Here is a 12,626-nt window from a genome sequence, read left to right as displayed (position 1 = left end):
CCCAAAAAGCGATCTGAGCATTTCATCGCTTGTTGGGCAATTACTCATACCTGGGTGTGACGGGTCAAGCCCCATCCCATGCTGCATCTGCGAAGGTCAGAGTTTCAAAAGTGCCTCTGCGGTGGGCTCATCTGTCACCAAACCGTTGAGAATTCGGGCTTTCAGCGCTGCAGCAATGGCCGCGGTCTTTTGTGCGCCGGCGGCTATTCCGATGGCCGGACGGGGGAGATTGGGCTCGACCCGCACCCCTCCGGTGCGGCGATTCGTCCCAAGATCCAGGTATTGACCCGACGAATCATAGACCCAGCCCGCGACCTCGCCGCAGGCATCGGCGGCCTGCATCGCGTCCAACTCGTCGCGGGTGACAAAGCCGTCCTTCAACAGCGGCGCGTCATCCGACATCTGGCCGACGCCGACAAAGATCACATCGGCCTTGCGGGCAAGTTCCACCACGCGCTGCACCGGGGCCAGCGCGTGAAAGGCGTCGTTTTCGGCCTCGGTCGTGGAGATCACCGGCACGGGCATCGGGTAATGCGGCGCGCGGACCTTGTCGGCCAGCCGCATGACGACATCGAAAAAGCTGGCAGAGCCATCTGGGGCGATGTTGCCGATCAGCGAAACCAGCCGATGCTGCGCTGCGGCAATTTCGTCCATGGCATCGACCATGCCGCGCAGACTGCGCCCCGTTCCCAGCGCGATCACCTTGCCCTCGGCCATGCGCAGCACCCGTTCCAGCTCTGCCGCCGCCGCCGGAGAGGTGGCGCGCACCGGATCGACCCCCGGCCCCGCAAAGGGCGCAACCCGGGCGCGGGCCAGGCCAAAGCGGTCGGTCAAGGCGGCCTCCAGGTCCAGACAGGCGCCGATGCGATGCGACAGGCGGACCTGGATCAGCCCCTCGGCCACCGCGCGGCTGACCAGCCGTTGCGCCCTTTGCCGCGAGACCCCAAGTTCGGCCGCAATCTGGTCCTGGGTCATGCCGCCAAGGTAGTAAAGCCAGCCCGCCCGGGCCGCCTCGTCATGCAGCGAAGGTTCATCCATCAGCGGCGATTTAGCCATCATGCCCTCCGGGCCAAAAGGGCGGAAAACTCCGCAAAATCAGTGAATTCCAGATGGGCGCGGGCATCTTCGGGCGCCTCGGGCAGGGGCGCCACAAGATGGCTGCCGCCGGTAAAGCGCCAGACCTCCATCCCCGCCGCAAGCCCGGCCCGCACGCCGTTCAAACTGTCCTCGATCACCAGGCAATGCCGCGCCCCGTAATGCGCGGCCACATGCAAGAACAGGTCCGGCGCAGGTTTGCCCCGCGCCACCATTGACGCGGTAAAGACCCGTCCCGCGGTCAGATCCGACAGGCCCGCAATCTGCAAACTGCGCTCGGCCCGGCGCGGAGACGACGAGGTCGCCACGCACCAGGGGACAGGAGTGGGGGAGGGGGCAAAAGAGGGAGGCCCAACCACGGGAGGCGGGGTCAGGCGCTCCAGCACGGCGCGCACCCCCGGCATCACCCGCAACTCGGTCTCGAAGGCGGCCAGCAGGCGCGCGCGGTATTGCTCTTCGAACTCTGCCGTCAGCGTCAGCCCGAATTCGGCGCGGATCACCTTCATCACGGTCGGATAACTGCGCCCCAGGAAATGACGCGCCACATAGTCCATGTCGATCGTGACCCCAAGGCCCGCCAGCGCGTCCACCAGCATCCGGGCGCTGATGATCTCGCTGTCGATCAACACCCCATCGCAATCGAAAATCACCAGGTCGAACATCGCCACCCCCATGCCACCGGTTTCCCCTCTTTTGGGGGCTTTTGTCCAGCCTTGGCTTGTGCGACCGATAGGGACCACGAAAGGACCGCCAAAGGACCGCTCATGCTTTTCGCCTTCCACCCCACAGCCGACAACCTTGGACCCTGCACCCCCGATCAGGCGCTGTGGATCGACCTGGCCAAGCCCGAGCCGACCGAGGCCGCCCTTGTCGCCCCCTTTGTCCCCGAAGTGCCGACGCTGGCCGATCTTGAGGAAATCGAGATCTCTGCCCGGCTGTATCGCGAGGACGGTTTCGACATCATGACGATCCTGGTGCCGGGCCTGTCGCGCGATGACATGATCACGCCGATCAACGGGCCGGTGGCCTTCCTTTTGGGCCGCGGCAAGCTGGTGACGGTGCGCTATCACACGCCGCGCCCCTTCGAGACCTATCCGGCCCGCGCGGGCAAGACCGGCCTTGGCTGCGAAACACCCGAGCGCATCTTTCTGGGTCTGTGCGAGGAGATCATCGGCCGCATCGCTGACCTGCTGGAGGGGGCAGGGCGCGAGCTGGACAAGATCACCCGCAGCCTTTTCGCCCCCAACACCGCCCATTCCCCCGCCCAGCTGGAAGACGCGCTAGAGGTCGCTGGCCGCCAATCCGACATGGTCGCCAACTGCCGCCTGTCGCTGTTGACCCTTGACCGCGCGCTGGGGTTCTTTCGTCTTGGGCTAGAGGACCGCGCCCAGGCCGAGCCCTATAAATCCACGATCATCGGCCTGTCGCGCGATGTTCAGGCGCTGGAGGTGCATGGCGATTACCTGACCGCCCGCGTGGCCCAGGCCACCGATGCGACCCTGGGGATGATCAATCTGGCGCAGAACACGACGGTGCGGATCGTTTCGGTCGTGGCGGTGCTGTTCATGCCGCCGACGCTGATCGCCTCGGTCTATGGCATGAACTTCCGCCTGATGCCCGAACTGGACCTGTGGTTCGGCTATCCCATGGCCTTGGTCATGATGCTGGCCTCGGCGCTGATCACGCTGGGGTTCTTCAAATGGAAGAAGTGGCTGTAACGCCCGCGACACGACCCGGTCGCGAAAGTCACAGAAACCCCGCCTTGCCCCTTTCATACTGACGCAAATACTCACGGGGGGCTCGAGCCATGCATTTGGGCGGGGCGCGAGCGTCCCCCAGCCTTCCTCTCAAAGGAACCCATCCATGAAGATCACCAGGCTTGAAACCTTCGGCAATCCTTTCGTGACCTTCACCCGGGTGACGACCGAGGATGGCGCGACGGGTTGGGGGCAGCTTTCGACCTATAACGCGGATATCACGGCGGAAATCTTCCACCGGCAGGTCGCGCCTCATGTGCTGGGCACCGACATTGACGCGATGGAAGACACGCTGCAAAGGATCTATGAAAAGGAACACAAGTTCCCCGGAAGTTACCTGCGCCGCGCTCAGACCGGGTTTGACACCGCCGTCTGGGACCACCGGGGGCGCGCTCAGGGCAAGTCGGTGGCCGAACTCCTTGGCGGAAGCCCCGGAAAAGTCCGCGCCTATGCCTCGTCGATGAAGCGCGACATCACGCCCAAGGACGAGGCTGCCCGGCTTTGCGCCCTGCGGGATCGCGACGGATTCACCGCCTTCAAATGGCGCGTCGGCGCCGAATGTGGCCGCGGTCAGGACGAATGGCCCGGCCGCACGCCCGAGGTGATCGAAGTCGTCTCACGCGCTTTGGGCGATGTGGACAAGCTGGTTGACGGCAATTCCTGCTACGCCCCCAAGGCCGCGATCGAGGTCGGGCATAGGCTCCAAGACCACGGCATCGGCCATTTCGAGGAACCCTGTCCCTATTGGGAATACGACCAGACGGCGCAGGTCCGCGCGGCGCTGACGATGGATGTCGCGGGCGGAGAACAGGATTGCGAGCTGTCCAGTTGGCACCTGATGATCGACCGCAAGTCCGTCGATATCCTGCAACCCGATGTGATGTATATGGGTGGCATGACCCGCACGTTGATGGTCTGTCAAATGGGCGCCAAGGCGGGCCTGCCCATCACCCCCCATGCGGCCAACCTGTCATTGGTGACGATCTGCACGGCGCATCTGTTGCGCGCCATCCCCAACGCCGGGAAATATCTTGAGTTTTCCATCGAGGGCCTGGATTACTACCCTTGGCAGGACGGGCTTTTCCTTGGCGACCCCTTTGCCATCCGGGACGGTTGCATGACGGTCCCCGACCTCCCCGGCTGGGGTGTCGAGATCAACCCCGAGTTCCTGTCCACATCCACCCACAGGGAAAGCCTCCTTTGACCCAAACCATTCTCATCACCGGCGCGGGCTCTGGCATCGGCCGCGCCACGGCGCACACCTTTCTTGCCGCGGGCTGGCGCGTGGGCCTGATCGGCCGCCGCAGGGATGCCCTGGCCGAGACGGCTGGCGACAGCGACGCCCTGATATTGCCCTGTGACGTGACGGACCCCGCCCAGGTGCAAGCGGCTTTCGACAAGGCGGCTGCGGAATGGGGGCGGCTGGATTGCCTTTTCAACAACGCAGGCCAGGGCGCCAAGGCGGCGCCGATTGACGAGATCTCCATCGACGACTGGCTGAACGTCGTGAACGTGAACCTGAACGGCATGTTCTTTTGCGCCCGCGCGGCCTTTGGCCAGATGCGGCGGCAAAGCCCCCAGGGCGGGCGGATCATCCAGAACGGCTCGATTTCCGCCCATGTGCCGCGCCCGGGCTCGGCGCCTTATACGGCGACGAAACATGCGGTGACGGGTCTGACCAAGACGCTGGGTCTGGACGGGCGCAAGTTCGACATCGCGGTGGGCCAGATCGACATCGGCAACGCGCTGACCCAGATGGCGGCGCAGTTCCAGACCGGGGTCCCGCAGGCCGATGGCCAGACCAGGATCGAGCCGACGATGGACGTCACCCATGTGGCCGAAGCGGTCCTGACCATGGCGCGCCTGCCCTTGGATGTGAACGTGCCCTTCATGACGATCATGGCCCGCGACATGCCCTATATCGGGCGGGGCTAACAGGATCGGACCGCTTGCAAGGCAAAACCCGGGGTATACCCCGGGCTACGCCAAGTGAAGCAGAGCCCTGCTGCCGGTCAAGCTGCTTTCGTATACCCCCGGGGCCCGCCTCAGACGCCGCGCGACAGGGCCGCCACGCCGGTGCGCGCGATCTCGGCCAGGCCCAGGGGCCGCATCAGATCGGCAAAGGCGTCGATCTTTTCCGGCGTGCCGGTCAGTTCGAACACGAAGGATTCCAGCGTCGAATCCACCACCTTGGCGCGGAAAATCTCGGCCAGCTGCATCGCCTCGACCCGGGTTTCGCCCTTGCCCCGCACCTTGAACAGCGCCAGTTCCCGCTGCACCGCAGGACCCTCGGCGGTCAGGTCATGGACCTCATGGACCACCACCATCCGCTCCAGCTGCGCCTTGATCTGGGCGATGACCGCGGGGCCGCCGCGCGTGACGACGGTGATGCGCGACCGGTGCCCCTCATGGTCGACTTCCGCGACCGTCAGGCTTTCGATGTTATAGCCGCGCCCGGAAAACAGCCCGATGACCCGCGCCAGAACCCCGCTTTCGTTGGCCACCAGCACGGCCAGGGTATGGCTCTCGATCAGATCGCCATTGGGGTCGCGCAGCTCATAGGCCGAATGGCTCGACGAGCCCTTTTTGATGTTCAAAGCGTTCATGTCTTTAGCCTCATCCCTTGGAAGGTCCCGGCAGCAAAAGCACCGCCCTCCATTTCATCTTTTCACAAATATCCCACGGGGGTGCGGGGGTGTGAAACCCCCGCTGCGACGTCTCACACCAGCACCGCGCCCTTCGACCCGATCACCCCTTGGGTATCCGCATCGCCCAAAAGCATCTCGTTATGCGGCTTTCCGCTCGGGATCATCGGGAAGCAGTTCTCGTGCTTTTCCACGCGGCAATCGAAGATCACCGGGCCGGGATAGCGGATCATCTCCAGGATTGCTTCGTCCAGGTCGGCCGGGTCGTCGATCCGGATGCCCTTGCAGCCGAATGCCTCGGCCAGCTTGACGAAATCCGGCAGGCTCTCGCTCCAGGAATGAGAATAGCGCTCGCCATGCAACAGCTCTTGCCACTGGCGCACCATGCCCAGACGCTCGTTGTTCAAGATGAACTGCTTGACCGGGGCGCGGAACTGCATCGCCGTGCCCATTTCCTGCATGTTCATCAACCACGAGGCCTCGCCAGCGACGTTGATCACCAAAGCGTCGGGATGGGCGATCTGCACGCCGATGCTGGCGGGCAAGCCGTAACCCATGGTGCCCAGACCGCCAGAGGTCATCCAGCGGTTCGGGTCCTCGAAGCCCAGGAACTGCGCCGCCCACATCTGATGCTGGCCGACTTCGGTGGTGATATAGCGGTCGTGGCCCTTCGTCAGCGCCTCCAGCCGCTCCAAGGCGTGCTGCGGCTTGATCGTCTTGGTCGAGCCCTTGTAGGTCAGGCATTTCACCGCCCGCCAGGCGTTGACCTGCGCCCACCAGGTCTTCAAGGCCGGCTTTGCGGTCTTGGACCCCCGCGCGCGCCACTGTTTCAGGACCTCTTCCAGAACAAGGGTGATGTCACCGACGATGCCGACGTCAACATGGATGACCTTGTTGATCGACGAAGGATCAATGTCGATATGGACCTTTTTCGACCCCGGCGAGAAATCCTTGATCCGCCCGGTGATCCGGTCATCGAACCGCGCACCGACGTTGATCATCAGGTCGCAGCCATGCATGGCAAGGTTGGCCTCATAAAGCCCATGCATCCCCAACATGCCCAGCCAGTTCTTGCCCGATGCCGGATAAGACCCCAACCCCATCAGCGTCGAGGTGATCGGGAAATCCGTCTCGGCCACCAGTTCCCGCAACAGCGCCGAGGCCCGCGGACCGGAGTTCACCACGCCGCCGCCGGTGTAAAACACCGGGCGTTCGGCCTGTTCGATCATCTCGACCAGACGGGTGATCTGATCCGCATCGCCCCGCACGCGGGGGGCATAATGGGACGGCCGCGCCTCGGCCTTGGGCACATAGGTCGCATTGGCAAACTGCACATCCTTGGGGATGTCGATCAGCACCGGGCCCGGACGGCCCGAAAAGGCGACATGAAAGGCCTCGTGGATCGTGGCGGCCAGGTTGGCCGTGTCCTTGACCAGCCAGTTCATCTTGGTGCAAGGCCGCGTGATGCCGACCGTATCGGCCTCTTGGAAGCCGTCGGTGCCGATCATGAAGGTGGGCACCTGGCCCGAGATCACCAGGATCGGGATCGAATCCAGCAGCGCATCGGTCAGACCCGTGACCGCATTGGTGGCCCCCGGACCCGACGTCACCAAAGCGACGCCGACCTTGCCGGTGGACCGGGCATAGCCCTCGGCCATATGGATCGCACCCTGTTCGTGGCGCACCAAAATGTGGCGGATGTCGTTTTGCTGGAAGATCTCGTCATAGATCGGCAGCACCGCGCCGCCGGGATAGCCAAAGACCACCTCGACGCCATGTTCCTTCAGCGCCTGAACCACCATCTTCGCACCGGTCATCGTCGCCATGTCTTATCCTTCCAGCCCAACAAAAAACCCTCGGGGATCTGATCCCGAGGGCGCATGGATGCCATATCTGGCTGCCGCTACCGGCCCAAGCGCCCCACCCTGATGATTACAAGAAGACGCATTATGGCCTCCCTTTCCCGATGGAGGCGACACTATGGGCGCCGCTTTGCAGCGTCAACCGCAAAACGACACGAAAAATGTCGCGCGATGCGGATTTTTTGTTGTTTTCTTGCGGTGCGCGGGTCGCTGGCGCAACTTCCGCAAAATATCCCGCGAAATCCCCGGCGCTGCAGCCGCAAATGCGCGGAAATCGGCCTAATGTAAATAATCGTAACATGCCCTCTTGCGCGAAAAGCCCGCCGCGCCCATCTTGGTGATGTGAAAGACATTCACATCGAAACGGAGACGCAATGTATACCCAGTCCTATCCCGAAGCCGCCAAGGCCAAGGGCGGCATCACCACCATGGCGCGCAATGTCGAGGGCTGGTTGGACCAGCGCGGCAAGGGCGCCTGGATCGCCGCCATGGTCCTTGGTTTCATCTTTGTCTGGCCCTTGGGCCTCGCCATCCTCGCATACATGATCTGGAGCAAACGCATGTTCGGCCGTTCCTGCCGCAATCACGACCACTCCCACCGCTTTGGCAACCGTCATGGTGGCTGGGGCGCCAATATGGGGGGCGGCTTCCGCTCTTCGGGCAACGGCGCCTTTGACGCCTACCGCGAAGAAACGATCCGCCGCCTGATGGACGAACAAGAGGCCTTCCAATCCTTCCTGCAGCGCCTGCGCGATGCCAAGGACAAGACCGAGTTCGACGCCTTCATGGAAGATCGCGCCAAGACCCCGCGTGACACCAAGCCCACTGAGGCCCCCGAAGCCTGACGCCAAGCCGCCCCTCTCCCCGAGGGGCGGCCCCAACCCGGCTGGGCTACGCAGCTGACCCAAAGCCCCTTTCCTGTCACCGGAGCCCCCGATGTTCGAGCCCGCCCCCCTCCTCGATCCCTATCCCAATGCGCTGATCCGCGAGGATCGTCTTTTCGCCGGAGTGGCGGGGCGGCGCTTCCTGGCTTGGGCGATTGACAGCATCGCCATCTTTGCCGTGACGGGGCTTGTGGTGATCCTGACTGGGTTCCTTGCGGTTTTCGTGCTGGGCTTCGTCTGGTTGGGGATCGGCTTCCTTTATCGCTGGGTGGGGTTGTCGCGCCATTCGGCCACCTGGGGCATGCGCGTGGTCGGGCTGACGCTGGTCAACCGCCACGAAAGCCGCGGCAACACCGTGGCCATGACGGTCGTCGAGCGCAACACGGCCTTCGTGCATACCCTGGTCTATACCGTCTCGATGGCCTTCGTTCTGCCGCAGCTTTTGTCGATCGGGCTGATCCTCTTGACGCGCGAACATCGCTCGCTGTCCGATATCTTGCTGGGCACAGCTTCCGTCAACCAAGATGCCCTTTGGTTGTCATGAACGTGCAATTCGGCTTGGCGCGGGGCTTGGGCCTTGCTACGTTATCTGCGCAAGCTTTCGGGGCCCCATGCGTCATACTCTTCCCATCGCGCCGCAGTTCTATGTGACGGCTCCGCAGGCCTGTCCCTATCTGGACGGCCGGATGGAACGAAAGCTGTTCACCGCGCTGCAGGGCGAACATGCGCAAAAGCTGAATGACACGCTGTCCAAGCAGGGCTTTCGCCGGTCACAGAATGTGCTGTATCGGCCGTCTTGCGCGGAATGTTCCGCCTGCCTGTCGGCCCGCATCAGGGTGGCCGATTTCGTGCCAAGTCGCACGCAGCGCAAGGTCCTGAAGGGCGCCGCCCACCTGCGGCGCAATGCGACCTCGCCTTGGGCAACCGAGGATCAGTTTACCCTGTTTCGCCGCTATCTGGATGCGCGTCACGCCGATGGCGGCATGGCCGATATGGATGTCTTCGAATTCGCCGCCATGGTCGAGGAAACCCCGATCAAAAGTCGGGTGATCGAATATACCCGCCCCTCCCGCGCCGGAGAGCGCGGCCGCCCCCTGGCCGCCGTGTCGCTGACCGATGTCTTCGATGACGGGCTCAGCATGGTCTATTCCTTTTACGATCCCGACCTGACGGCGCTGTCCCTGGGCACGTTCGCCATCCTCGACCATATCGAGATCGCGCGAGAGGCCGGCTTGCCTTACGTCTATCTGGGCTATTGGGTGCCCGGCTCGCGCAAGATGGGCTACAAGGCCAAGTTCTCGGCGCTTGAGATCTACAAGGGCGGCCAGTGGTCGCCCATCGGTGATCCGGAATTGCACCGGGCCGAACTGCATCCCCTGTCGGTCGAGCCCATCGCCGAACAGGTCGCCCGCATCGCGCTGCCCGAAAGCCGCTCTGACGCCAGGATCGAAACCAAGATCGACGGCAAGCCGGTGGTGCCGGGCGATCCCGCCTGATGCGGCTGTCCGGTTTTTCCATCCTGGTGCCGGATTATGACGCGGCCATCGCGTTTTATTGCGACGGCCTGGGCTTTCCCCTGCTGGAAGACATGGATCAGGGCCGCAAACGCTGGGTGACGATTGCGCCCGCCCCGGGCCTGCGCGTGGTCCTGGCCCGCGCCGAGGGCGCCGCACAACTTGCCGCCCTGCAAACCCCGATGGGCGGCCGGGTCTGGCTTTTCCTGCAGACCGAGGATTTCGCCCGCGACGCCGCCCGCATCACCAAGGCGGGGGGCCTCTTCGAGGAATCCCCGCGCCATGAACCTTACGGCACCGTCGCCGTCTGGCGCGACCCTTTCGGCCACCGCTGGGACCTGATCCAACCCGCAGAGTAGCGCTGCGCGCTTGCCTCCGGCGGGAGATATTTGGGTCAGTATGAAATCGAAAGAGCCGCTTCCTCTTTCATACTGACCCAAATATCTCCGGGGTGAGGCGCAAAGCGCCGAGGGGCAGCGCCCCTACTTGTCCCGCGCCGCCACCATCCGCGCCGCCATCGCCAAGGCCGCCACCGTGCTGTCAGGCCGCGCAATCCCCTTGCCCGCGATGTCAAACCCCGTGCCATGGTCGGGCGAGGTGCGGATGAACGGAAGCCCCAGCGTCACGTTCACGCCCTCGTCGAAGGCCAGCGTCTTGATCGGGATCAGCGCCTGGTCGTGATACATGCAGATCGCTGCGTCAAAGGTCTCGCGGGCGCGGGCGTGAAACATCGTGTCGGCCGAAAGCGGACCGCGCAGGTTCAGGCCCTCTGTGCGCAGGCGGGTGACAAGGGGGGCGATCAGGGTCAGTTCCTCGGTGCCCATCGCGCCACCCTCGCCGGCATGGGGGTTCAGGCCGGCCACCGCGATGCGCGGCGCCGCAATGCCGAAGTCGCGGATCAGCCCGGCATGGGTCAGGCGGATGACCTCTTCCAGCAGGTCCGCGGTCAGCAGGCGGGGCACCTCTGACAGGGCCACATGGATCGTGGCGGGCACGACGCGCAGCGTGTCAGAGGCCAGCATCATGACCACCGGCACATCGCCCGCCAGATGCGCCAGGTATTCGGTATGGCCCGGAAAGCCAAAGCCCGCACCGTCCTTCAGGGCCTTTTTGTGGATCGGCAGGGTGCAGATGGCCCCGGCCTCGCCGCGCGTCACCAGATCGACGGCCCGGGCGATCACCGCGATCACATCGCGGGCATGTTCCGCCCGCGCCAGCCCGGGCGTCGCGGGTCCGTCGAAGTCATGGGCCAGGACCGGCAGCAGGTGGGGGGGCACTGCAAGCGCCTCGGCCGGAGAGGTGATGACCTGATAAGCGGTCCCCGGGGCCAGGTGGCGCGGGTCGCCGATCCAGAAGAAGGGCAGGTCGGGCAGGGCCTTGCGGGCCAGGGGGGCGATTTCCGCGCCGATCCCGGCCGGTTCGCCGCAGGTCAGGGCTATGGGGGCGGTCATGATGCGGGCCTTTCGTAAGGGGGGCCTTTCGCCGGGGGAGCAAAGCCGCCCCGGGCTTGACCCGGGGCCTCCTTGTCGCCTCAGGGCGTCTCGATATAGGCGTTGAAGCGCAGCTCTTCGGCCCAGGCCTCGGCCAAAAGCCCGACCTTGCGGTTCAAGATATCGGTCCGCACGGCATCGCGCGCCGCAGGCAAGCCCGAAGCGCGGATGCGCGAACACAGGACCAGGATGCGGCCATCGGCCAGAACCCGCGCCTCGCCGCTGTCCAGCCCCGACACGGCGGCACGCAGATCGGCGGGCAAGCCGGCCTCCGGTGCCGTGGCCCGCACCAACGCCCCGCCCTTGCGCGCCGGCGCATAAAGCCCGTCGCAGCCCAGAAGCCGGGCCGCAAGATCGCCCGTCCCCCCCGCCAGCACCGCATAATCCACCACCGAGGCGCCCGAGGTCGCGTCGCCCGCCACGGCTCCCTCGTCGCGCAGGAAATACAGCGCCGCGCCGCTGCCAAGCGCCAGGACCTGTGTCATCTCGCCCGGCTGCAGCCCGGCCAGGGCGCCACGGATTTCGGGCGGGAGTTTGTCTTCGTCCAGCCAGCCCAGTTCCCCGCCCCCCGAAGCCGTCGCCGCGCGTGAGAATTGCCGCGCCATCAGGGCGAAATCCTTTTGCGTCTTGACCGCCAGCCGCACCCTTTGCGCCAGGGCCATGACGTCGCGGGCCTCGTCCTTGGGGATCACCAATTCGGACAACAGCACCCGCCGCCCCTCGCCCGCCGAGGCGCCCATGCCAAGCGCGCGGTCGACCTCGGCTTCGCTGACGGCGACGCGGCCGGCAAATTTGGCGCGGGTTGCGCCGCGCCAGATCAGCCCGGCCTTGACGAAATCGCGGAAGGTCTCGGGGGCGACGCCGGCCTTGGCGAGCTCTGCCACGAAGACTTCGGGGGTCAGCTGCGCGCGGGCGGCGAATTCCTCCATCCCGGCGCGGATCTGCTCGGGTGTCACGGATACGCCCAGTTGCGCCGCCGCGACCGATTGGGCGCGCTCCAGCACCAGGGCGTCGAAGGCCAGGTTGCGCACATCGCCAGACTGCTGCAGCGCAGCCAGGAAAGCCGCGCGCTGGTCGATCTCGTAATCGGAAATCGCGGCGCCGTTGACGATGACGACCGGGGCCACGCTTGTGACAGGATCGGGGGCCACAGGAACCATCGGATCGGCGGCACCGGTGGGGAAAGCCTCTGATCCGGTCTCGGGAGCCGGCTCGGGCACAGCTTCGACCGGGGCCGGGTCCAGGCTGCCGCCAAGCGTGACCTGGGCCGCGACCGGGCCAGCCATAAAGCCCATTTGGGGGCCCATCACCAGCGTCAGGATGGCCAGCGCGCGCAGCAGGAGGGGCGCGCGCAGCAGGGGGGTCGTCAGGGCCTTCAT

13 protein-coding genes are annotated in these 12,626 nt (G+C 65.0%); 7 read left to right on the top strand and 6 right to left on the bottom strand.

Annotation, left to right across the window (positions count from 1 at the left end; all coding sequences use genetic code 11):
• Positions 1-96: 96 nt before the first annotated feature.
• Positions 97-1,056 (bottom strand): sugar-binding transcriptional regulator, encoded by a 960-nt coding sequence (locus NX862_RS12425; protein WP_264494222.1) that lies wholly within the window; start codon positions 1,054-1,056, stop codon positions 97-99.
• Positions 1,056-1,757, bottom strand: a complete 702-nt coding sequence (locus NX862_RS12420) for an HAD family hydrolase (protein WP_264494221.1) — start codon at positions 1,755-1,757, stop codon at positions 1,056-1,058. Before NX862_RS12420 ends, NX862_RS12425 begins: the two co-directional genes overlap by 1 nt.
• 102 nt (positions 1,758-1,859) lie before the next feature.
• Here NX862_RS12420 and NX862_RS12415 point away from each other — a divergent pair, with 102 nt between their 5' ends.
• From NX862_RS12415 to NX862_RS12405, 3 genes are all read left to right on the top strand, one after another.
• Entirely contained in the window at positions 1,860-2,813 is a 954-nt protein-coding gene (locus NX862_RS12415; RefSeq protein WP_264494220.1) for a magnesium transporter CorA family protein, read from the top strand.
• A 145-nt stretch (positions 2,814-2,958) separates the two neighbouring features.
• Positions 2,959-4,056, top strand: coding sequence for a mandelate racemase/muconate lactonizing enzyme family protein (locus NX862_RS12410; RefSeq protein WP_264494219.1), 1,098 nt, complete (start codon positions 2,959-2,961; stop codon positions 4,054-4,056).
• The gene (locus NX862_RS12405) at positions 4,053-4,787 is read left to right on the top strand and encodes an SDR family oxidoreductase (RefSeq protein ID WP_264494218.1); all 735 of its coding nucleotides are present in this window, start codon (positions 4,053-4,055) and stop codon (positions 4,785-4,787) included. Before NX862_RS12410 ends, NX862_RS12405 begins: the two co-directional genes overlap by 4 nt.
• Positions 4,788-4,897: 110 nt before the next feature.
• Here the strand turns inward: NX862_RS12405 and ilvN are convergent, their stop codons facing one another.
• Positions 4,898-5,458: an acetolactate synthase small subunit gene (gene ilvN, locus NX862_RS12400; protein WP_168774296.1), complete on the bottom strand. Its 561-nt coding sequence runs from the start codon at positions 5,456-5,458 to the stop codon at positions 4,898-4,900.
• Between the two features lie 113 nt (positions 5,459-5,571).
• Positions 5,572-7,314, bottom strand: a complete 1,743-nt coding sequence (locus NX862_RS12395; RefSeq protein ID WP_413694570.1) for an acetolactate synthase 3 large subunit — start codon at positions 7,312-7,314, stop codon at positions 5,572-5,574.
• Between the two features lie 419 nt (positions 7,315-7,733).
• Here NX862_RS12395 and NX862_RS12390 point away from each other — a divergent pair, with 419 nt between their 5' ends.
• From NX862_RS12390 to NX862_RS12375, 4 genes are all read left to right on the top strand, one after another.
• Positions 7,734-8,204, top strand: coding sequence for a DUF2852 domain-containing protein (locus NX862_RS12390; RefSeq protein ID WP_413694563.1), 471 nt, complete (start codon positions 7,734-7,736; stop codon positions 8,202-8,204).
• Positions 8,205-8,295: 91 nt separating this feature from the next.
• Complete coding sequence (locus tag NX862_RS12385) at positions 8,296-8,787, top strand: RDD family protein (protein ID WP_264494216.1); 492 nt, start codon at positions 8,296-8,298, stop codon at positions 8,785-8,787.
• 67 nt (positions 8,788-8,854) lie between these two features.
• Complete coding sequence (locus NX862_RS12380; protein WP_264494215.1) at positions 8,855-9,739, top strand: arginyltransferase; 885 nt, start codon at positions 8,855-8,857, stop codon at positions 9,737-9,739.
• On the top strand, positions 9,739-10,116 hold the full coding sequence (locus tag NX862_RS12375) for a VOC family protein (RefSeq protein WP_264494214.1): 378 nt from the start codon (positions 9,739-9,741) through the stop codon (positions 10,114-10,116). Before NX862_RS12380 ends, NX862_RS12375 begins: the two co-directional genes overlap by 1 nt.
• Before the next feature lie 123 nt (positions 10,117-10,239).
• On the opposite strand, the gene pdxA is transcribed toward NX862_RS12375, so the two are convergent.
• Together pdxA and NX862_RS12365 are read right to left on the bottom strand one after the other, a co-directional pair.
• Positions 10,240-11,208 carry a 4-hydroxythreonine-4-phosphate dehydrogenase PdxA gene (pdxA, locus tag NX862_RS12370; RefSeq protein WP_264494213.1) on the bottom strand — a complete coding sequence of 323 codons (969 nt, stop codon included), beginning with the start codon at positions 11,206-11,208 and terminating at the stop codon, positions 10,240-10,242.
• An 80-nt stretch (positions 11,209-11,288) separates the two neighbouring features.
• A complete protein-coding gene (locus NX862_RS12365; RefSeq protein WP_264494212.1) occupies positions 11,289-12,626 on the bottom strand; it encodes a peptidylprolyl isomerase in 1,338 nt (445 codons plus the stop codon).

This window comes from Stagnihabitans lacustris (assembly GCF_025950525.1).
Lineage (GTDB): Bacteria > Pseudomonadota > Alphaproteobacteria > Rhodobacterales > Rhodobacteraceae > Stagnihabitans.
Note: the sequence above shows the minus strand (reverse complement) of the source record. Positions and strands in the feature narration are given on the sequence as shown.

Excerpts from the sequence above, each read along its gene's own strand:
- NX862_RS12425 (WP_264494222.1), bottom strand. The coding sequence starts at position 1,056 with ATGGCTAAATCGCCGCTGATGGATGAACCTTCGCTGCATGACGAGGCG.
- NX862_RS12420 (WP_264494221.1), bottom strand. The coding sequence starts at position 1,757 with ATGTTCGACCTGGTGATTTTCGATTGCGATGGGGTGTTGATCGACAGC.
- NX862_RS12415 (WP_264494220.1), top strand. The coding sequence starts at position 1,860 with ATGCTTTTCGCCTTCCACCCCACAGCCGACAACCTTGGACCCTGCACC.
- NX862_RS12410 (WP_264494219.1), top strand. The coding sequence starts at position 2,959 with ATGAAGATCACCAGGCTTGAAACCTTCGGCAATCCTTTCGTGACCTTC.
- ilvN (WP_168774296.1), bottom strand. The coding sequence starts at position 5,458 with ATGAACGCTTTGAACATCAAAAAGGGCTCGTCGAGCCATTCGGCCTAT.
- NX862_RS12395 (WP_413694570.1), bottom strand. The coding sequence starts at position 7,314 with ATGACCGGTGCGAAGATGGTGGTTCAGGCGCTGAAGGAACATGGCGTC.
- NX862_RS12390 (WP_413694563.1), top strand. The coding sequence starts at position 7,734 with ATGTATACCCAGTCCTATCCCGAAGCCGCCAAGGCCAAGGGCGGCATC.
- NX862_RS12385 (WP_264494216.1), top strand. The coding sequence starts at position 8,296 with ATGTTCGAGCCCGCCCCCCTCCTCGATCCCTATCCCAATGCGCTGATC.
- NX862_RS12380 (WP_264494215.1), top strand. The coding sequence starts at position 8,855 with ATGCGTCATACTCTTCCCATCGCGCCGCAGTTCTATGTGACGGCTCCG.
- NX862_RS12375 (WP_264494214.1), top strand. The coding sequence starts at position 9,739 with ATGCGGCTGTCCGGTTTTTCCATCCTGGTGCCGGATTATGACGCGGCC.
- pdxA (WP_264494213.1), bottom strand. The coding sequence starts at position 11,208 with ATGACCGCCCCCATAGCCCTGACCTGCGGCGAACCGGCCGGGATCGGC.
- NX862_RS12365 (WP_264494212.1), bottom strand. The coding sequence starts at position 12,626 with ATGAAGGCCCTGACGACCCCCCTGCTGCGCGCGCCCCTCCTGCTGCGC.